Annotated in this window: 17 protein-coding genes and 1 pseudogene; 9 read left to right on the forward strand and 9 right to left on the reverse strand. The window is 66.6% G+C overall.

What is annotated here, in order from left to right:
* Positions 1 to 7 precede the first annotated feature (7 nt).
* The 3 genes from QFZ61_RS04225 to ptsP all read right to left on the reverse strand — a co-directional run bounded on the left by QFZ61_RS04225 (position 8) and on the right by ptsP (position 2,477).
* Complete coding sequence (locus tag QFZ61_RS04225; RefSeq protein WP_307033605.1) at positions 8 to 241, reverse strand: hypothetical protein; 234 nt, start codon at positions 239 to 241, stop codon at positions 8 to 10.
* A gap of 74 nt (positions 242 to 315) precedes the next feature.
* The gene (locus tag QFZ61_RS04230; protein WP_307033607.1) at positions 316 to 753 is read right to left on the reverse strand and encodes a helix-turn-helix domain-containing protein; all 438 of its coding nucleotides are present in this window, start codon (positions 751 to 753) and stop codon (positions 316 to 318) included.
* 38 nt (positions 754 to 791) lie between these two features.
* Positions 792 to 2,477 (reverse strand): phosphoenolpyruvate--protein phosphotransferase, encoded by a 1,686-nt coding sequence (gene ptsP / locus QFZ61_RS04235; protein ID WP_307033609.1) that lies wholly within the window; start codon positions 2,475 to 2,477, stop codon positions 792 to 794.
* Between the two features lie 188 nt (positions 2,478 to 2,665).
* On the opposite strand from ptsP, the gene QFZ61_RS04240 reads away from it, so the two are divergent.
* Genes QFZ61_RS04240 through QFZ61_RS04250 form a run of 3 tightly spaced genes read left to right on the forward strand, consistent with a single transcriptional unit; the run spans position 2,666 to position 6,607 of the window.
* Positions 2,666 to 3,391: a TetR/AcrR family transcriptional regulator gene (locus QFZ61_RS04240; protein ID WP_307033612.1), complete on the forward strand. Its 726-nt coding sequence runs from the start codon at positions 2,666 to 2,668 to the stop codon at positions 3,389 to 3,391.
* A gap of 58 nt (positions 3,392 to 3,449) precedes the next feature.
* Complete coding sequence (locus tag QFZ61_RS04245; RefSeq protein ID WP_307033614.1) at positions 3,450 to 5,459, forward strand: PTS mannitol transporter subunit IICBA; 2,010 nt, start codon at positions 3,450 to 3,452, stop codon at positions 5,457 to 5,459.
* Positions 5,459 to 6,607 (forward strand): mannitol-1-phosphate 5-dehydrogenase, encoded by a 1,149-nt coding sequence (locus QFZ61_RS04250; RefSeq protein ID WP_307033616.1) that lies wholly within the window; start codon positions 5,459 to 5,461, stop codon positions 6,605 to 6,607. The genes QFZ61_RS04245 and QFZ61_RS04250 overlap by 1 nt, the downstream gene beginning before the upstream one ends.
* A 119-nt stretch (positions 6,608 to 6,726) precedes the next feature.
* On the opposite strand, the gene cycA is transcribed toward QFZ61_RS04250, so the two are convergent.
* Positions 6,727 to 8,193, reverse strand: a complete 1,467-nt coding sequence (cycA, locus tag QFZ61_RS04255; protein WP_307033618.1) for a D-serine/D-alanine/glycine transporter — start codon at positions 8,191 to 8,193, stop codon at positions 6,727 to 6,729.
* 142 nt (positions 8,194 to 8,335) lie between these two features.
* On the opposite strand from cycA, the gene QFZ61_RS04260 reads away from it, so the two are divergent.
* Both QFZ61_RS04260 and QFZ61_RS04265 read left to right on the forward strand, forming a co-directional pair.
* Positions 8,336 to 8,800, forward strand: a complete 465-nt coding sequence (locus tag QFZ61_RS04260; RefSeq protein ID WP_307033620.1) for a MarR family winged helix-turn-helix transcriptional regulator — start codon at positions 8,336 to 8,338, stop codon at positions 8,798 to 8,800.
* Between the two features lie 49 nt (positions 8,801 to 8,849).
* On the forward strand, positions 8,850 to 10,076 hold the full coding sequence (locus tag QFZ61_RS04265) for an MFS transporter (RefSeq protein ID WP_307033622.1): 1,227 nt from the start codon (positions 8,850 to 8,852) through the stop codon (positions 10,074 to 10,076).
* Between the two features lie 107 nt (positions 10,077 to 10,183).
* Here the strand turns inward: QFZ61_RS04265 and QFZ61_RS04270 are convergent, their stop codons facing one another.
* The 3 genes from QFZ61_RS04270 to QFZ61_RS04280 all read right to left on the reverse strand — a co-directional run bounded on the left by QFZ61_RS04270 (position 10,184) and on the right by QFZ61_RS04280 (position 13,398).
* The gene (locus QFZ61_RS04270) at positions 10,184 to 11,623 is read right to left on the reverse strand and encodes a sugar porter family MFS transporter (RefSeq protein ID WP_307033623.1); all 1,440 of its coding nucleotides are present in this window, start codon (positions 11,621 to 11,623) and stop codon (positions 10,184 to 10,186) included.
* A 126-nt stretch (positions 11,624 to 11,749) separates the two neighbouring features.
* Positions 11,750 to 12,235 (reverse strand): ribonuclease E activity regulator RraA, encoded by a 486-nt coding sequence (gene rraA, locus QFZ61_RS04275; protein WP_373427128.1) that lies wholly within the window; start codon positions 12,233 to 12,235, stop codon positions 11,750 to 11,752.
* A gap of 71 nt (positions 12,236 to 12,306) precedes the next feature.
* Positions 12,307 to 13,398 (reverse strand): thermonuclease family protein, encoded by a 1,092-nt coding sequence (locus QFZ61_RS04280; protein WP_307033625.1) that lies wholly within the window; start codon positions 13,396 to 13,398, stop codon positions 12,307 to 12,309.
* A gap of 427 nt (positions 13,399 to 13,825) precedes the next feature.
* Between QFZ61_RS04280 and QFZ61_RS04285 the strand changes: the two genes are divergently transcribed.
* From QFZ61_RS04285 to QFZ61_RS04295, 3 genes are read left to right on the forward strand one after another with little or no spacing between them, the layout of a single operon-like run.
* On the forward strand, positions 13,826 to 15,025 hold the full coding sequence (locus QFZ61_RS04285; RefSeq protein WP_373427189.1) for an NADP-dependent malic enzyme: 1,200 nt from the start codon (positions 13,826 to 13,828) through the stop codon (positions 15,023 to 15,025).
* A gap of 35 nt (positions 15,026 to 15,060) precedes the next feature.
* Positions 15,061 to 15,561 (forward strand): DUF456 domain-containing protein, encoded by a 501-nt coding sequence (locus QFZ61_RS04290; RefSeq protein ID WP_307033629.1) that lies wholly within the window; start codon positions 15,061 to 15,063, stop codon positions 15,559 to 15,561.
* Positions 15,562 to 15,603: 42 nt separating this feature from the next.
* The gene (locus tag QFZ61_RS04295) at positions 15,604 to 16,569 is read left to right on the forward strand and encodes a hypothetical protein (protein WP_307033631.1); all 966 of its coding nucleotides are present in this window, start codon (positions 15,604 to 15,606) and stop codon (positions 16,567 to 16,569) included.
* Positions 16,570 to 16,611: 42 nt separating this feature from the next.
* Here the strand turns inward: QFZ61_RS04295 and QFZ61_RS16940 are convergent.
* A pseudogene (locus QFZ61_RS16940) lies at positions 16,612 to 17,296 on the reverse strand (LysE family translocator).
* 102 nt (positions 17,297 to 17,398) lie between these two features.
* On the opposite strand from QFZ61_RS16940, the gene QFZ61_RS04310 reads away from it, so the two are divergent.
* The gene (locus QFZ61_RS04310) at positions 17,399 to 17,854 is read left to right on the forward strand and encodes an Lrp/AsnC family transcriptional regulator (RefSeq protein WP_307033634.1); all 456 of its coding nucleotides are present in this window, start codon (positions 17,399 to 17,401) and stop codon (positions 17,852 to 17,854) included.
* A gap of 8 nt (positions 17,855 to 17,862) precedes the next feature.
* On the opposite strand, the gene QFZ61_RS04315 is transcribed toward QFZ61_RS04310, so the two are convergent.
* On the reverse strand, positions 17,863 to 18,321 hold the full coding sequence (locus tag QFZ61_RS04315) for an Lrp/AsnC family transcriptional regulator (protein ID WP_307037999.1): 459 nt from the start codon (positions 18,319 to 18,321) through the stop codon (positions 17,863 to 17,865).
* Between the last annotated feature and the right edge of the window lie 256 nt (positions 18,322 to 18,577).

Below are 18,577 nucleotides of genomic sequence, written 5' to 3' on the forward strand. Positions count from 1 at the left end.
GTGCAGGTCAGCGGTCGTCCCGCACGGCCGGCCCGTGGGCCTGCTCGGACGTGGTTTGCCGGGCTGCTTTATCCCTGTGCCGGGAAATCCGGCTGTCGGTCCACAGGGCGACGCCCACAAACGCGACGCAGCCGGCCATGAACGCTGCGGTGTTGTTCAGACCCATCACGGTTCCGAGGATGCCGGTGGCCACCATGGCGGCTATGCCGGCCAGGAAGTGCCACCCTCTGAACTTACCCACAATCCAAGCGTAACCCCGGCCTTCGCCGCGCCTCCGCACGGGGCCGGGATCGTTGTTGGATCCTTACCACGCCGTCACGAACCGTCGGTGCGGCCGTCATCTTCAACGCCAGCGGAGTCCGCGTCCGCTGCCGTTTCCGCTGCGGTCTTCTTCTTCTGGGTCTCCAGCCACGCCATGATGTCCGCGAGCCGGATCCGTCGGTGCGTGCCCCGGTACTCGACCGGAATCTCCCCCCGGTCGGTCATGTTCCGCAGGTAGGTGTGCGAGATGCCTGCCAGCTCCGCCGCTTTCGACGTCGTCAGCATCTCCTCCACGCTGCTGACGGTCACGGACTCACCGCGGCTGAAACGCCCCAGCAGGTCGATGACGGCGTCCCGCGCGGTGTCCGGCAGTCGGTGCACGGTCCCGTCGACGAACACCGTGATGTCACTGCTGCCCTTGAGCGCGTACTGCAGCGTCTGGGCGTCCTCAGCCGGAAGGCCGGCCGTCACCCGGGGAGCGATCAGTGTCATGAACTGCATCCTAGCGCCCCGGGAGCGCCCGGCTTCCCTTACAGGCCGAGTTCTTCCAGCACCGGCAGCTTCGCGCGCACCCAGGCCCGCGCCTCGGTGGCGGTCGGGGCCGACAGGGCCAGCTTGGCCAGCTCCTGCGCCTCGGCCAGGGTGACGGTTTTCAGGACCGCTGCCACGGCGGCGATCGAACGGGCGGTCATGGACAGGGTGGTGACGCCCAGACCGGTTAGAACGACGGCGAGGGCCGGATCCGCTGCTGCCTCGCCGCACACGCCCACGGGCTTGCCGTGGCCTTCCGCGGCCGAGCCCTCGACCGTGAGGCCAACCAGCCGCAGCACCGCCGGCTGCCAGGGGGTATTGAGCGCTGCAAGCGGGCCGAGCTGCCGATCCGCTGCCATGGCGTACTGGGTCAGGTCGTTGGTGCCCAGGCTGGCGAAGGACACCTCGCGCAGGATGGCCTCGGCCGTGAGGGCCGCCGACGGCACCTCCACCATGACGCCGGGGGTCTTGATTCCAGCCTCGGCACACAGGGAAGCGAACCGCGCGGCCTCTTCCGCTGTCGAGATCATCGGGGCCATCACCCAGACGTCCGCCTCGGAGTCCTGGTCCGCCTGCGCGATCGCCCGCAGCTGGCGTTCCAGGACGCCGGGGGTGGTGAAATCGGTCCGGTAACCACGCACGCCGAGGGCCGGGTTGGGCTCGGTGGCGTCGGTCAGGAACGGCAGCGGCTTGTCGGCGCCGGCATCCAGGGTGCGGAGTACGACCTTCTTGCCGGGGAAGGCGTCGAAGACACCCTTGTACGCGGCCGCCTGCTCCTCTACGGTCGGTTCCGTGTCGCGTTCAAGGAAACAGAACTCGGTCCGGAACAGGCCCACGCCCTGGGCATTCAGCCGTGCGGCGGCCACGGCGTCCTTGGCGCCCCCGACGTTGGCGAGCAGCGGCACGAGGTGGCCATCCGCCGTCGCGCCGGTTCCATCAAACTCCGCCAGCAACGAGGCGGTCGCAGCCCACTGCTCCGCGGCTGCGCGCTGGGCGGCCTCCGGTTCCGCCGTGATGGTGCCCGCGGCGCCGTCAACGAAGACCTCGGTGCCGTCCGGCAGAGCGTCCACGCCGGCTGCGGCGACGACGGCGGGCAGGCCGAGCGAGCGGGCGATGATCGCGGTGTGCGACTGGGGTCCACCGCCGGCCGTGAGCAGCGCCAGCACCTTCTCCGGATCGAGCGTGGCCGTATCCGCCGGTGCGAGATCCTCCGCAATGAGGATGAACGGCGTCGGGGAGGAGGGGATACCCGGGGCTGGAACACCCCGCAGTTCGGCCACGATCCGCGCCCGGACGTCCAGGACGTCCGTGGCACGCTCAGCCATGTAGCCGCCCAGGTTGTGCAGCATCTCGGAGACGGAGGCGCCCGCCTCCCAGATGGCCCGCTGGTTGGAGGTGCCGCGGCCTATCAGCTTTGCCGCGGACTTCAGCAGCATGGTGTCTGTGGCCATCAGCGCCGTCGCCTCCAGCACCGCTTTGCCGTCACCGCTGACGGTTTCGGCCCGGGCTTTGAGCTCGTCGTGCACTGCCTTGGCTGCGGTCTTGAGGGCCGCCGCCGCGTCCTCGGCGGTGACGCCGGTCGGCAGCTGTTCACCCGCCGGCGGCTCACTGACCGGTTTCGGCATTTGACGGATGGTGCCGATAATCCGGCCGGGGCTGACGCCTACTCCTTGGAAGTTCTGCACTGAATGTCCTCGTTCCCTGCGGTGAGCCAGTAAATCGGTTCAGGTGCCGCCGCTGATCCGCTTATGCCTACATTTCCTGTGGCTGTCCGCTTCGTCAACCGGCCACCCGTTGCACGTCAACGGGGTCCCTGAAAAAGTCTATGTGATGCACTTCATATAGCGTTGCTATAGGTGCTAGGGTAGCGGCTATGAGTATCGATGGCCAGCTGCCGCCCAAGGTGCGGCTGCTCCGAGCAGCGGCCGGATTGCTGGCCAAGTCGGGAGGAGCCGCAGTCTCCACGCGGCAGATCACCCAGCTGGCGGGTGTCACTGCGCCCACCCTCTACCATCACTTCGGCGACAAGGAAGGTTTGTTTGACGCTGTCGTCGCCGCCGGTTTTGAGGAGTACGTCGCGGGGGAGAGGGACTTTGCCCCGTCCGGGCAGCCGCTGGAGGACATTCGGCGGATGTGGGACCAGCACGTGCAGTTCGGGCTTAAGCAGCCGGAGCTGTACCTGGTCATGTTCGGCAACATCCGCCCGGAAAGCCGTCCCGCCGTCGTCGCCGACGCCGAGGCGCTGATGGAGGAAATGCTCAACAAGGCAGCCGTGGCCGGGCAGCTCGCGGTACCGCCCAAGGAGGCCGCCCGGAGCATCCTGGCTGCCAACGTCGGCGTGACCCTGATGCTCATCACCGAGAAGGCGCCGGAGCGCAACCTCGAGCTCTCCACCATGACCCGCGACGCGATGATCTTTGCCGTCTCCACGGAGCAGGCCCGGGAAGCCGAGCCCGACTCCGGAAAGTCGCCGGTCGTGGTGGCGGCGATCGCCTTGAACGCGGCCCTGCAGGCCTCGCACTCGGACCAGCTCTCCAGCTCGGAACTCAAGCTCTTCCTCGAATGGCTTCACCGGATCTCTACCAGCTCCACCAGTTAGCTCGTCGAAAATATCGGACAATCCTGCGGTGCAGCAGGAATCACGGTTAGGAAATCACATGGCAACAGAGACAGTTGCAAAACCCCGGAGCAGCGTGCGGGTTGGCGTCCAGAAGTTCGGCACCTTCCTGTCCGGCATGATCATGCCGAACATCGGTGCCTTTATCGCCTGGGGCATTATCACCGCCTTCTTCATCCCGGCCGGCTTCACCCCCAACGGCGACCTGGCCAAACTGGTCGGCCCGATGATCACCTACCTGCTGCCGCTGCTGATCGGCTACACCGGCGGCCGGATGGTCTATGGCGTGCGCGGCGGCGTCGTCGGCGCGGTCGCCACCATGGGCGTGATTGTCGGAACGGACATCCCGATGTTCATCGGCGCCATGATCATGGGCCCGCTGACGGCGTGGCTGTTGAAGAAGCTCGAAAGCCTCTGGGAGAACAAGGTCAAGCCCGGCTTCGAGATGCTGATCGACAACTTCACCGCGGGCATCGTCTCGGCCATCATGGCCATCTTCGGCATGCTGGTGATCGGCCCGATCGTGAAGAGCTTCAGCAACGGCGCGAGTGCCGTCGTCGAGTTCCTGGTCAACAACGGCCTGCTGCCGTTCACGAGCATCTTCATCGAGCCGGCGAAGGTCCTGTTCCTGAATAACGCCGTCAACCACGGCATCCTGACCCCGCTGGGCACGGAGCAGGCGCTCGCGCAGGGCAAGTCCATCCTCTTCCTGCTCGAGGCCAACCCCGGCCCGGGCGTCGGCATCCTGCTGGCTTACATGGTCTTCGGCAAGGGCATGGCCAAAGCCTCGGCCCCCGGCGCGGCGCTGATCCAGTTCGTCGGCGGCATCCACGAAATCTACTTCCCGTTCGTGCTGATGAAGCCGATCATCATCCTCGCCGCGATCGGCGGCGGCATGACCGGTATCTTCACCCTCGTCCTGACCGGCGCGGGCCTGCGCTCGCCGGCGGCCCCCGGCAGCATTCTCGCGGTATTCGCTGCTACTCCGGCGGACAGCTTCTTTGGTGTGGCTTTGTCCGTGCTGCTGGCAGCGACCGTGTCCTTCCTGATCGCCTCCGTCATTCTCAAGGCCAGCAAGGACGTCGAGGGTGACGAACTCGGTGAGGCCACCACCCGGATGGAGGCCATGAAGGGCAAAAAGAGCTCCGTCTCGTCAGCCCTCGCGGGTGCGGGTGCGGGTGCCGGCGCCGGCGGTGTTGCGGTGCTGGCCGGGCCGGTCAAGAACATCGTCTTTGCCTGCGACGCTGGCATGGGATCCAGTGCCATGGGCGCCTCGGTGCTGCGGAACAAGATCAAGGCTGCCGGTTACCCGGACGTCAAGGTCACGAACTCCGCCATCGCGAACCTCAGCGACAGCTACGACGTCGTCATCACGCACCAGGACCTGACGGAGCGGGCCAAGCCCGCAACCTCCAGCGCCGTGCACGTCTCGGTGGATAACTTCATGAACTCGCCCCGGTACGACGAGATCGTGGACCTGGTCCGCAGCAGCAACGCGCCGGCGGACGCCTCCGGGGTCGGCGCTCCGGGGACGACGTCAGGCACTGCGGCGGCAGGCGGAGCTGCCGGTGCCTCTGCGGCAACGGTCGTGACCACCGAACCTGAAGCGGCAGGACCGTCCGGCATCCTGGCGGCCGACAGCGTGGTCCTCAGCGGCAGCGCGGCCACGCGGGACGCCGCGATCGACGAGGCCGGACGGCTGCTGCTGGACCGCGGCGCCGTCGACGCCGGCTACCTGGACGCCATGCACGAGCGTGAGGAGTCCGTCTCCACGTATATGGGCAGCTACCTCGCAATCCCCCACGGCACCAACGCCGCCAAGGACCACATCCGGAAGTCCGCAGTCTCGGTGGTCCGCTACCCGAACGGCATCGACTGGAACGGCAAAGAGGTCAAGTTCGTCGTCGGCGTCGCCGGCGTCAACAACGAGCACCTCCAGATCCTGTCCTCCATTGCCAAGGTCTTCACCAACAAGGCCCAGGTCGCGCAGCTGGAGGCGGCCACCACCGTCGATGAAGTGCTCGACCTGTTCGGAAAGGTCAATTCCTAGTGAAGGCTGTACATTTCGGAGCCGGAAACATCGGCCGCGGGTTTGTCGGACTGCTGCTGCATGACGCCGGGTACGAGGTGGTGTTCGCGGATGTCGCGGAGGCCCTCATCACCCAGCTCGCCGAGGCGGACACTTATCAGGTCCATGAGGTGGGGGACGACCCGGCCGTGCGGACCGTGGACAACTTCCGCGCGTTGAACTCCGGCACCCAGGAAGCCGACGTCGTCCGGGAGATCGCGACGGCGGACATCGTCACCACCGCCGTCGGGCCGCACATCCTGAAGTTCGTGGCGCCGGTCATCGCCAAGGGGATCGCGGCCCGGGCGGCGGACCTGGCGCCGCTGCAGGTCATGGCCTGCGAAAACGCCATCAACGCGACCGACATCCTGAAATCCGAAATTACTGCCCAATGGGATCCGGCCGCCGGGTCCCTGGCTGACGCGGCCGTGTTCGCCAACACGGCGGTGGACCGGATCGTGCCCAACCAGGAAGCCGGGCAGGGCCTGGACGTCACGGTGGAGACGTTTTATGAGTGGGTCATCGACCGTACTCCGTTCAGCGGCAACCAGCCGGTCATTCCGGGGGCCACCTTCGTCGATGACCTTGCGCCCTACATCGAGCGCAAGCTCTTTACGGTGAACACCGGGCACGCCGCCGCGGCCTACTTCGGTTTCGACGCGGGCCTGGCCAAGATAGCCGAGGCGATGGCGGACCAGGACGTCGCCGCCGATGTGCGGGCGGTGCTGGATGAGACCAAGGAACTGCTGGTGGCCAAGCATGGCTTCAACCGCGAGGAGCAGGAAGCCTACGTGCAGAAGATCCTCGGACGCTTCTCCAACCCCCACCTGCCGGACACCGTAAACCGGGTCGGCAGGGCGCCACTGCGCAAACTCAGCCGGCACGAGCGGTTCGTCGGCCCCGCGGCCGAGCTGGCGGAGCGCGGCATCGTTCCGGAAGCGCTGCTGGGGGCGATGGCCGCCGCGCTGCGCTTCAACGACCCGGCCGACGCCGAGGCCGTTGAGCTCGCGCAGATCCTGAACTCCTCCACCCCGGAGGACGCCGCAGCCAGGATTACCGGCCTGGACGCCCAGCACCCGTTGTTTCCGGCGGTCTGTGCTCTCGTGGCGGAAGCCAAAGCCGCCGTCTAGCTGTACCTGCTGCACCGCAAACGACGGACCCTCCCTCACATCAAGTGAAGGAGGGTCCGTCGTTTAAGCTGTGGAGCTGAGGTAGCGTCGGCCGCTGGCCTGCCGGAGTTGCGGGAGCGTCAGGCGCGGACGGCAGCGGTGGTTTCGGCGTCGGCCATGGCGTTCCACTCGGCCACGCGTGCCTGGTGCAGCGGCGAACGTCGGACGACGGCGTAGGCCACACCGAGGATGGCAAACCACACCGGCGTCACCAGCAGGGCCACCAGGGTGTCCGGCTGCGTGGTCAGTGCCCAGACCAGGAAGGCGAAGAAGGCAAAGACGACCCACACCATCGGAATGCCACCGGGCATCTTGAACGTGGAGGACGTGTGCAGCTGCGGACGGCGCTTCCGGAACACCAGGTAGCTGGCCAGGATGATGCTCCAGACAAACATGAAGCAGACGGCTGAGACTGTGGTGACCATGTCGAAGGCGACGCCGACGTCCTTGCCCGCGTAGAGCAGGGCAACGCCGGCGAGCAGCAGCACGCAGGACAGGAACAGCGCGTTCTGCGGGACCTTGCGGCTGGAGAGCCGGCCGAAGAGCTTGGGCGCGTCGCCGTCGTTCGCCAGTCCGTACACCATCCGGGAGGTGGAGTAGATGCCGGAGTTGGCCGAGGACATCGCGGACGTCAGCACCACGAGGTTGACCACGGTGGCGGCCATGCCGAGGCCGGCAAGGGAGAACATGGCGATAAACGGGCTCTGGCCGGCCTTGAAACCGGTCCACGGGGTGACCGACATCAGGATGATCAGGGCGCCGACATAGAACAGCATGACGCGTAGCGGGATGGCGTTGATCGCCCGCGGCAGGTTGTGCTCCGGGTTCTTGGTTTCGGCCGCGGCGGTGCCCACCAGCTCGATTCCCACGAACGCGAAGACGGCGATCTGGAAACCGGCAACGAAGCCCATGAACTCCTTGGGGAAGAAGCCGCCATGGTTCCAGAGGTTGCTGAAGCTGGCGGTGCCGGCGTTGGACTGGAAGCCGGTGAAGATCATGACCAGGCCCACGACGATCAGCGCCACGATGGCCACGATCTTAATCAGGGCGAACCAGAACTCCGTCTCACCGAAGGCCTTCACCGTCGGCAGGTTCAGCAGCAGCAGGATGATGATGGTCGCGATTCCCGGAACCCATAGCTGGATTCCGGGCCACAGCTGATCGGCGTAACCGGCGATCGCGATCACGTCGGCGACGCCGGTGACCACCCAGCAGAACCAGTAGGTCCAGCCGGTGAAGAAACCGGCCCAGGGACCCAGCAGGTCGCCGGCGAAGTCGCTGAAGGACTTGTAGTTCAGGTTGGACAGCAGCAACTGGCCCATGGCTCGCATGACGAAGAACAGCATGAAGCCGATGATCATGTAGACGAAGATCACGGACGGTCCGGCGACCGAGATGGTCTTGCCGGAGCCCATGAAGAGTCCGGTACCGATGGCGCCGCCGATGGCGAGCAGCTGGATGTGCCGGTTGCTCAGCGAGCGGGCGAGATGGGGCTCAGTGTCCCGGCTGGAGGCAGCTCGCTGCTCCGCCGTTGTCTGTTGGGGCATGTCAACAATCCTTAGTACGGTCCGCCGGTTAGGTGACGGCGGTTACAAATCAGCCTTTCTAAAGTACAGCGTTAGCGAGGCTGACGCGTCATCGGACCCGCAGCTTGACCATTAGGGAGCCTAACTGTTAGGCTTCCTAACTATGAGCGACCACCCCGACCAGGCAGATGCAGCCCTGCTCGAACTTTCCCGGGACTTCCGTGAGGCTTTGCGCCACAGTATCTATCTGGTGCGGCGGCTGGACGCCGACGGCGAACTCAGCGCCGCCCAGCTCAGCACGCTGAAGATGCTGCTGGACAGCGCCGACGACGGCGGCGTCCGGGTCGGTGAAATCGCCCGTAACCTCGGCGTCAAGGTGCCCAGTGCGACCGAGCAGATCATCAAGCTTGAGCGGGCTGGGCTGGTCCGGCGCGAGATTGATCCGGCCGACTCCCGGGCCGTGCGCGTCAACCTCACCCGAGAGGGCCATACCGCCGTCGAATCCGCCAACACCCGCCGCAACGAAGTGATGGCAGGGATTCTCGGCACCCTTACGGACCAGGAACGGAAGGCCCTCGCTGACGCCCTCCCGGTGATCGGCAGGATCAACGACTCAGTCCAGCCCTAACAGCCAGGCCAGCAGCCTGGACCGAACCACAACGCAAGGAGCGCCCTCCATGGACGGCCAGCTCACGGCACCCGCGCCGGAAGCAACCTCAACCCTCGAGGCCGAAAAGGCCTCCCTACTCAAGCAGCCCAAGGCAGTCTGGGCCACCGCCCTGGCCGCGGTGTTCGCCTTCATGGGCATCGGGCTGGTGGATCCCATCCTGCCGGCCATCGCCAAGAACCTGGACGCCAGCCCCAGCCAGGTCTCGCTGCTGTTCACCAGCTACTTTCTGGTCACCGCGATCGCGATGCTGGTGACCGGTTTCGTCTCCTCCCGGATCGGCGGCAAGCGCACGCTGCTGACCGGCCTCGCCATCATCGTCGTGTTCGCCTCCCTTTCCGGCATTTCCGGCAGTGTGAGTGAACTGGTCGGATTCCGCGCCGGCTGGGGCCTGGGCAACGCACTCTTCGTCGCCACCGCGCTCGCCGTGATCGTCGGCGTTGCCAGCGGCGGTGCGGGAACGGCCATCATCCTCTACGAGGCGGCGCTGGGCTTGGGCATCTCGCTCGGTCCGCTGCTGGGCGCCCTGCTCGGCGGCTGGCAGTGGCGCGCCCCGTTCTTCGGCACCGCGGTGCTGATGGCGTCGGCCTTCATCGCCCTGATCGCCTTGCTGCCCCGGACGCCGCTGCCGGAACGCAAAGTCCGGCTGCGGGATCCGTTGCTGGCGCTGGGTCACAAGGGGCTGCGCACGACGGCGGCCAGCGGGCTCTTCTACAACTACGGCTTCTTCACCATCCTCGCCTTCACGCCGTTCATTCTTGGCATGGATGCGTACGGCATCGGCGGCGTGTTCTTTGGCTGGGGCGTCGCGGTGGCCGTCTTCTCGGTCTTCGTGGCACCGGCGCTGCAGCGGCGCTTCGGCGCCGTCCGGGTGCTCAGCGGCACCCTGGCACTGCTCCTGCTGGACCTTGTCGGTCTCGGGCTGGCCGCGGGGCATTCGGTTCCCGCCGTCGTCGTCCTTGTGGTGGTCTCCGGCGCGCTATTGGGGATCAACAACACCATCTACACCGAACTGGCGATGGGCGTGTCCGATTCGCCGCGGCCGGTGGCCTCCGCCGGATACAACTTCGTGCGCTGGATGGGCGGTGCGCTGGCGCCGTTCGCCGCTGCCCAGCTGGGCGAGCACTTCGGGCCGCAGGTTCCGTTCTTCGCGGCCGCAGCTGCCATGGCCCTGGCGATCGCCGTCGTCGTGGGCGGACGCCGCTACCTCAGCTCGCACGAGCCGCACCTGGTCTAAACCTCCCACACAGCCACACAGCCGCGCGAGAAGCGCGAACGGGCACTTGAGGCCCCTGTCTCCACGGAAACAGGGGCCTCAAGTGCCCGTTCGCGCCAGGGGCGGGGCTACTTCTTGGCCGAGCCCTTCGGCACGAAGAGCGTCTCGGCGTGCTCCAGCGCCATGCCGTTGGTTTCCGGCACCTTGAACATCACGAAGAAGAACGACGCCGCCGCGAAGAGGGCGTACATGGCGTAGGTCAGCGGCAGTGAAGCGGCTGCCATCACCGGGAAGCTCAGCGTAATGGCGAAGTTGGCGATCCACTGGGCGGCCGCGGCCAGGCCGAGGGCGCGGGCACGGATGCGGGACGGGAAAATTTCGCCCAGCAGCACCCACACCAGCGGTCCCCAGGAAGCCCCGAAGCTGATCACGAAGACGTTCGCGGCCACGAGGGCGGCCGGTCCCCACCCGCCCGGAAGGCTGATCGCGTCGCCGGAACCGGTGGCGGAGCCGAACGCGAATGCCATCGTCGCCAGCGAGACGGCCATGCCGATCGAACCTGCCAGCAGGATGGGGCGGCGGCCGATCCGGTCCACGAGCGCAATGGCCACGAGGGTGACCAGGATGTTGGTGATGGCGGTGGCGACGGAGATGGTCAGCGAATCCTTTTCCTGGAAGCCGACCGCCTTCCACAGCGTTGTTGAGTAGTAGAAGATCACGTTGATGCCGACGAACTGCTGCAGCACCGACAAGATGATGCCGATCCAGACCACCGGCTGGAGGCCCAGGGCTTTGCCTCGCAGTGAGCCCTTCTGGCCGGCAAGCTTGTCGTCCTCGATGGCCTGCCTGATGTCGCGCAACTGGCGGTCGGTATCCTCCTCCGGCGCGATTGATTCGAAGATCTTGCTCGCTTCCTCCTCCTTGCCCTTGAACACCAGGAACCGAGGTGATTCGGGCAGCGTGAAGGCAATCCAGCCGTAGACGACGGCGGGGACCGCGGCGGCGATAAACATCCAGCGCCACGCCTCTATGCCGAGCCAGAGGTTCTGGTCGGCGCCGCCGGCGAAGTTCGCGAACAGGGCGTCAGAGAGCAGTGCGGCGAAGATACCGGTGGTGATGGCGAGTTGCTGCAGCGAGGCCAGGCGGCCCCGGACGTGCCGCGGCGAGATCTCGGGAATGTACGCCGGCGCGATCACCGAGGCAAGGCCGATGCCCAGGCCGCCCACGAGGCGCCAGAAAATCAGGTCCCAGACGCCGAAGGCAAAGCCGGTGCCGAAGGCACTGACCAGAAACAGCAGTGCGCCGATCTTCATGGCCGGGATGCGGCCGTAGCGGTCCGCGACCTTGCCGGCGAGGTAAGCGCCGGCCGCGCAGCCCAGCAGGGCCACCGCGACGGCGAAGCCGGTCACGGCCTCACTGAGCGCAAATTCGTCCTTGATGGCGTCGACGGCGCCGTTGACGACGGAGGAGTCGAAGCCGAAGAGGAAGCCGCCGACGGCGCCCGCCACGGCGAGCCAGATGACCCGCTTGGGGATCTTGGCGGCGGTCTGGTCCTGGGTGGTGGTCATAAGGCTCCCTCGGCAGTTCGCGGTCCACGGCCAGCGGCCGCAACTACCCAGTCTTACACCGGTGCCGCCGAGGTGCCTGTCACACGGGACGGAAAAGTGAGGTGAAACATACGTTAATGAGGCTGCTCAGCGCTCCAGCAGGACCCCGTCGGGGTCGCACCAGATCTGCCGGCCCGGCCGGACGGTAACGCCGTCGATCTCCAGCTCCACGCCGGTCTCGCCAGCTCCCGCCTTGGCACTCTTACGGGGGTTGCTTCCCAGGGCTTTCACGCCCAGCGGCAGCCCGGCGATTGCCACCCGGTCGCGGATGGCGCCGTTGATTACGACGCCGGCCCAACCGTTCTCGACGGCGCTCGCCGCGATCAGGTCCCCCATCAGGGCGGTGCGCAGCGAACCTCCGCCGTCGACGACGAGAACCGCGCCGTTGCCCGGCGTCGCCAGCGCGGCCTTGACCAGCGCGTTGTCCTCGAAGCAGCGGATGGTCCGGACCGGGCCGCTGAAGTGCGTATGGCCCCCCAGCGACTGGAACTGCAGCGCGAGAGAGTCCAGCTCCTCGCCCCGCTCGTCGTAGAGGTCGGCGGTGTTGACGGGGTCGATGGGGGAGTCGATCAAGGGTTTCTCCTGGTTCTTCCACATATGCGCTGCGGCGGGTTGAACAAGAACCAGGAGTCCCGGTCCCTGACCTACTTCTTACTGCACGGAGTCCATGATCTTCCACCCGGAGCGTAACAGCGCGGCCCCGTGTATCCCGGGTAGGGGTTAGGGGCGGGGGCCTGGGCGGCAGGAGGGACATAAGCGGGCGGCACATAGGCGGGCGGGACATACGGGGCGGGCGCCGGCGGCAGGTTTCGCACCCGCTCCGCCTCGGCTGCGGCGGCTGCGGCACTAGCTTCCGCGGCCGCCTTAGCCTCGGCAGCCCGGCGCGTAGCATCGGCAGCAGCCTGAGCCAGGGCCGTCTTCCTCTTCGCAATGTCAGTCTGGCGCGCGGAGCCGCTGGCGCTGGCCGCCGTCAACCGGTTCACCATGGCCTTGACTTGGGAAGGTTGGTAGGCCGCCCAGGAAACCAGTTTCTTCGCGTCTGCGGCGGCTTTTAGTGCGGCCACAACAGCCAGTGCAGCGACCAGCCCAGTATGACCTTTGTCAAGATCGACATCTGTATCGGCGAGAGGCCCTGCCACCAGCGCTTCGACGGCCTTGGTCGCTTTGTCCACCTGCTGGGCAGGAAGGCACGCAATACTGCTCGAGTTGAGTCCCGCGCCCGCCTTGCGGGCCTCCTCGAACGCGTCAACCACAGGCTGGTAAAACTTCCTGTTGGGTTCGAAGAGCGCCGGAACACCGAGCCCTTGGCGGGCAACTTCCGCGTTTATCAGCCGGCCAGAAGAGTCAAGAACACCGGCCAATGTCCGCCCGTATTTGTCATGTGGTTCCTGGTCCAGCTCCAGCCGGACTTTGGCTCCAACCGGTAGGAGCTTCTCCAAGGCTTGTGTTGCTTCGGGACCCATGCACTCGACAGGCTGGTTCGGATCCTTGGTTTCCGGTGTATCGACATTCAAGAGCCGGACCGTTTTCTCGGCCCCGTCAGTGGAAGCGACGAAGGTATCCCCGTCGATGATTCGAACGACGACGGCGTCGCTGGTGCCGGAATCGGGATCGGACGTGGCGTCGCCCGTCGTTGGCTGCGCTGTAGCGGCGTTACAGCCACTTAATGCGAGGGCTGCCGCGGTCGCTAGGCCCGCCAACTTGATGCCGGCGAGTCGTTGCTTCGGTGATAACAAAATTCATTCCCCCATGGAACAAGTGATGATGCCTCCAGGCGGAGGTGCGAGGACGACACTACTGGCAAGTTCAGACAGACTTCTCTTTATCCCGCTCACGGGGACGACGGAGATAGCCAGAGAAACCGAGGGTCGCCGTTACGCCCGCTCCGAGTGGGCCGCTAGGGATGCTCGGACTGGCTGCCGGTCTAGACCAGTTACCCAAAAATGTCCGGCCGGGTTATCCGGACGCGGGCGTGTTTGTTTACGATGGCAGAACCGGAGCGGCGCCATGCCAGCACTTCCGGAAGCCCCGGCCGCAGTCCCACCACCCAGGGACCGCCGCACGACTTCCCCAATGACCATCCTGGGTACCCCGGTGCCCAGGCAGCCAAGTGCCGTATGCCCACGGTAAGCCCCAGGAGACAACGACGTGTCCACTGAAACAATCCTTTCCACTTCCCCCGACGGCGCCGCAGAAGCGCCTTTTGCCGCGCTCACCGATCAGGAAATCTTCGCCTCGCATCAGGGCGGCAAGCTTTCCATCGCCAGCACCGTTCCGCTGGACAGCAAGCGGGATCTCTCGATCGCCTACACTCCCGGCGTCGCCCAGGTCAGCCGCGCCATCGCGGCCGACCCGGAGCTCGCCAAGACCCTGACCTGGGCCCAGCGGCTCGTTGTTGTGGTCAGCGACGGCACCGCCGTCCTCGGGCTCGGCGATATCGGGGCGAGCGCCTCACTGCCCGTAATGGAGGGCAAGTCCGCTCTGTTCAAGGCGTTCGGCGACTTGGATTCGATTCCGCTGGTCCTCAACACCACCGACGTCGATGAAATCGTCGAGACGCTCGTCCGGCTCCGGCCCAGCTTCGGGGCCGTCAACCTTGAGGACGTGTCCGCGCCGCGCTGCTTCGAGCTTGAGGAGAAGCTGATCGAGGCCCTCGACTGCCCGGTCATGCACGATGACCAGCACGGCACCGCCGTCGTCGTCCTCGCGGCGCTCACCGGCGCCGCGAAAGTGACAGGACGCCAACTCGAGGGACTCCGCGTTGTGGTCTCCGGTGCCGGCGCCGCCGGGATCGCCGTCGCCGAGATTCTGCTGACGGCCGGAATTCAAGACGTCGTGCTGCTGGACTCCCGCGGGATCATCAACCGGGACCGCGCGGACATCGCCGCGGACCCGGCCAGCAAAAAGGCCCAGCTCGCGGCTCGCAGCAACCCCCGCGGCGTTGCGGGCGGACCCGGTGAGGCGCTCCTCGGCGCCGACGTCTTCATCGGCGTTTCCTCCTCCCGGCTGGACGAGGAGCACCTGAAACAGATGAACCAGGACGCGATCGTCTTTGCCCTCTCCAACCCGGACCCTGAGGTGCTGCCGGACGTTGCCGCAAAGTACGCCGCCGTCGTCGCCACCGGCCGCAGCGACTTCCCGAACCAGATCAACAATGTGCTGGCGTTCCCCGGGATCTTCCGCGGCGCCCTCGACGCCGGTGCCCGCCGGATCACCCCGGCGATGAAGCTGGCGGCGGCCCGGGCCATCGCCGGACTGACCGGGGACAAGCTTTCAGCTGACTATATTGTGCCCAGCCCGCTGGACCCGCGGGTGGCTCCGGCCGTCTCGGCCGCCGTCGCCGCTGCGGTGGAGCTGCCGTAGCGGGCCAGTCCGGCGGCCAGCCATAGACTGGGGCGATGAACCCCGAAACCGTTGTGACGATCCTCTGCGGCCTGGCGATTCTGGTGGGCGTGGCTGGCATCATTATTCCCGTGCTGCCCGGCAGCGTCCTGATCGCCCTGAGCCTGCTGGCGTGGGCGGTCTGGGGCGGTGCCGGGACCACCGGCTGGGTGGTCTTCGGAATCGGCGTGGTGCTGGTGTTGGCCGGCATGGCGGCCAGTGCAGTGCTGACCGGGCGGAAGCTCAAGCAGCACAGCATTCCCGGCCGTTCGGTCATCACCGGCCTGGTGTTCGGCGTCGTCGGTATGTTTCTCATCCCGGTGGTGGGGCTCGTAGTCGGCTTTGCGGCCGGCCTGCTGCTCAGTGAGCTGCACCGAACCCGGGCCTGGGGTACCGCCGTCACCTCGAGCTGGGCGGCGCTGAAGGCCACGGGCCTGGGCATGATCGTCGAATTCGGGTTGGCATGCCTGGCTGCCAGCACATGGGTGATCGGCGTCTGGATCGCAGCGGCCAGTTAGCCCTTCCAGCAGCCGCCAAGGCTGCGCTACTAGCATGACACCATGAGCGCCGGACAGCCCGCAGGACCTATCTACCGCGAAACCCGCGACCTTACCCCGTTCGGCAGCCCGCAGGTCCGCACGCCGGTGCGGGACATCGCGGACGGCGTCGGCGGCGTCCTGCACACCGTACTGGGCGGCCGGAACGCGGCGCTGCTCAGCGTGGACGGGCCCATTCCCCGGCTCAAGCGGATGCCCGGGAAAGCGGCCAGGGCGGTGTACGAGGGGGTCTTCCACAACGCCGACCCGAACCAGCTGATCTCCACGGGCCGCGCCTACCCCGGCTGGGCCGGACTCTGCTACGTCATGGCCGGGCTCCTGGCCCACAAGCAGGGCGGCTACCTGCGTGCCGCCGAACTCCTCCAGCGGGGGCTCACCACCAGGAACGACGACGACGCCAACCAGTTCGCGGCGGGCTATCTGACCCGGCTAGTCACCCGGGTCGAAGTAGCCGAGCGCATCGAGGTTCCGGTTCTCTTCAGTGAGGAAGCGGTGTTCCTGGCGCTTTCACATTCCCTCCGGGAGACAGGACGCCTCGAAACGGCGTTGCAGACCGTGGCCTCGCTTCCACCGTCGCTGCCGGCGGCTCTGGCCCGGTGCTCTGCGGCTTTCTCCTTGGGGCGGGATCGAGAAGTGGCCGTCTGGACGCAGGGGTTGCTCAATGCCGATGACCTCTCCGCCGCGCTGTTGCTGATCCGTGCGCGGTCACTCCGCCGCCTTGGTGCCGGCAAAGACGCCCAGACGGCGCTGACGGAGGTCCTTCGCCGGCGGAAGACCCACATGGCGCTCCGTAATGACGCTCTCACGGACCGGGCCCTGCTGCTGTTGGACAACGGACGCAAGACGTTGAATCCCCTCGACTGGCTGCGGGGACGGCCCGCCGAACTCGAGACCTTCGACGTCATCCGCAAGGACGTGGAAGAACGCAGGCTGTGGGAGCAGGAATGGAAGCAGCTGGACGGCGACTGATCCCTGGCAGCTCAAACCGCGGGCGTAAGGCGCGGGCTGCTGTCAGGCGAACGCGCCAAGCCTGCCGATCAGCGGGACCAGCTGCTCGATGAGCAGGACCAGGCCCAGGGCCACCATGATCACCCCGCTGGCGAGCGTCACCCGCCGGGCCGCACCGGGGCGGGAGTGCAGGAGCCGTCGGGCCAGCAGCGCCACGCACGTGTACACGACGGCGACGAGCAGCACGAACGTCAGGCCCATGACTGCCGACTGCAACGGGACGGACAGCGCGGCGTGCGGGCTGACAAACTGCGGCACCAGGGCGACGAAGAAAAGCAGGCCCTTGGGGTTGATGCCACTGGTGCCCATGCCCCGCAGGAAGACGCGGAACTGGCTGGACGCGGGCCGCGGCGGATGCACTCGCCGGCGCCGCTGGCCCGCCGGCCGGCCGGGTCGAGAAGCTGGCGTCGCGCCACGAGCGCATGGTGGCGACGCCGAGCCACAACAGGTATCCAGCCCCCGCCGCCGTCAGCCAGCTGAGCAGACCAGGCATCCCGGTGATCACCGCCGCGAGACCGGCTACCAGGAGGGTGGTATGCACGACGTAGCCTCCGCAAAGGCCGCCAACGGCCGGGACGAAGCTGCGTTCCTGCAGACCTGCTGCGATCGAGAAGGCCCAGTCAACGCCGGGGGTGCAGGCCAAGGCGACGGCGACGCCGATAAACGTGAGAAAAAGCTCGGGGTTCAAGGGGTCTCCTTAACTGGCTGGCAGGTTTAAGCCTAGGAAGTTGGAGGCCACAAGTGCTTACCAATCTTGCTCACAACCACGCGTCGACAGTAAGGTTCTTGCGTGATTGACCATATCGACAGAAATATTTTGCGCCACCTGCGTGAGGACGGGCGGATGACTGCGACGGCGCTCGCGGCGAAGGTCGGGCTGACGGTCGCCCCGTGCCACCGCAGGCTCCGGGACCTGGAGAAGTCCGGCGTGATCCGCGGCTACCGGGCCGACATCGACCCGGCCGCCGTTGGCCTCGGCTTCGAGGCGATCGTGTTCGTCACGCTGCGGCAGGTCGACCGCGCCACCATGGAGATCTTTGAGAACCGGGTGGCGGAGAACCCCAACATTGTCGAAGCGCAGCGGTTGTTCGGCGAACCGGACTACCTGCTCAGGGTCATCGCTGAGGATTTGCCGGCATACCAGCGGTTCTACGACGCGGAACTGACCTCACTGCCGGGAGTGGAGCGGCTCACCTCGACGCTGGTGATGAAAAACCTGAAGGCTTACGCCGGGCCGCCGGTCTGACTTGGCAGTCAGCCGCCCAGCAGTCCAGTTGTTCGGTACGGAATGACCTCGCGCAGGAACATGCTGGTGGAGGTCCGTACGATGCCCGGGCACAGGCGGATCTCCTCCGAGACCCGGTAGAGATCGTCGGGGCTGGACGCCACGACCCGGATCAGCAGGTCGGTGTCCCCGGCGGGGGCGTGGCATTCCAGCACTTCCGGGATGTTCCGCAGCGCGGCGATCGCTTCGTCCAGGTGGCTCTGGTCCAGTTCCGCGCTCACTGCCGCCGCGACTCCGCGCCCCAGCGCCGACGGCACCACCCGGCTGCTGTTGGCCCGGAGGGCTCCCGACGCTGTCATCCGCTCCAGCCGGGACTGGACTGTGCCGCGGGCCAGGCCAAGTCTTTGGGCCAGGACCATGATCGGCACCCGGGGATCGGCATCGAGAGCCAGGAGAATGCGCCGATCGGTCGCGTCCAGTTGCTGCAATCTGACCACTCCCTGTTCGTTAAGCGTCCGACTTCCGGTCAGTCTGACCAGTCGACCCGCTGCCCGTTGCACCAACTGTAGGCGTTCTGTTGAAATTGTGGCAACAAAGGGATGCGGGCCACCGCCGGCATCCCGCAGGCTACAGGATCACCGGTACACCTCCCGGACCCTGAAGAAAGGCACCCGCAAGGAGCCCGCCGCTGATCGACTCTTGTTCACAGCATCGTCTTTCCGCACACCTTTACGGCAAGAGCCC

The organism is Arthrobacter sp. B3I4, from assembly GCF_030816855.1.
Classification (GTDB): domain Bacteria; phylum Actinomycetota; class Actinomycetes; order Actinomycetales; family Micrococcaceae; genus Arthrobacter.

What these genes read in the sequence shown, in the direction of transcription:
- QFZ61_RS04245 (WP_307033614.1), top strand. Translation starts at nt 3,450, where the DNA reads ATGGCAACAGAGACAGTTGCAAAACCCCGGAGCAGCGTGCGGGTTGGC.
- QFZ61_RS04230 (WP_307033607.1), bottom strand. Translation starts at nt 753, where the DNA reads ATGACACTGATCGCTCCCCGGGTGACGGCCGGCCTTCCGGCTGAGGAC.
- cycA (WP_307033618.1), bottom strand. Translation starts at nt 8,193, where the DNA reads ATGCCCCAACAGACAACGGCGGAGCAGCGAGCTGCCTCCAGCCGGGAC.
- QFZ61_RS04270 (WP_307033623.1), bottom strand. Translation starts at nt 11,623, where the DNA reads ATGACCACCACCCAGGACCAGACCGCCGCCAAGATCCCCAAGCGGGTC.
- QFZ61_RS04240 (WP_307033612.1), top strand. Translation starts at nt 2,666, where the DNA reads ATGAGTATCGATGGCCAGCTGCCGCCCAAGGTGCGGCTGCTCCGAGCA.
- QFZ61_RS04265 (WP_307033622.1), top strand. Translation starts at nt 8,850, where the DNA reads ATGGACGGCCAGCTCACGGCACCCGCGCCGGAAGCAACCTCAACCCTC.
- QFZ61_RS04260 (WP_307033620.1), top strand. Translation starts at nt 8,336, where the DNA reads ATGAGCGACCACCCCGACCAGGCAGATGCAGCCCTGCTCGAACTTTCC.
- QFZ61_RS04290 (WP_307033629.1), top strand. Translation starts at nt 15,061, where the DNA reads ATGAACCCCGAAACCGTTGTGACGATCCTCTGCGGCCTGGCGATTCTG.
- QFZ61_RS04295 (WP_307033631.1), top strand. Translation starts at nt 15,604, where the DNA reads ATGAGCGCCGGACAGCCCGCAGGACCTATCTACCGCGAAACCCGCGAC.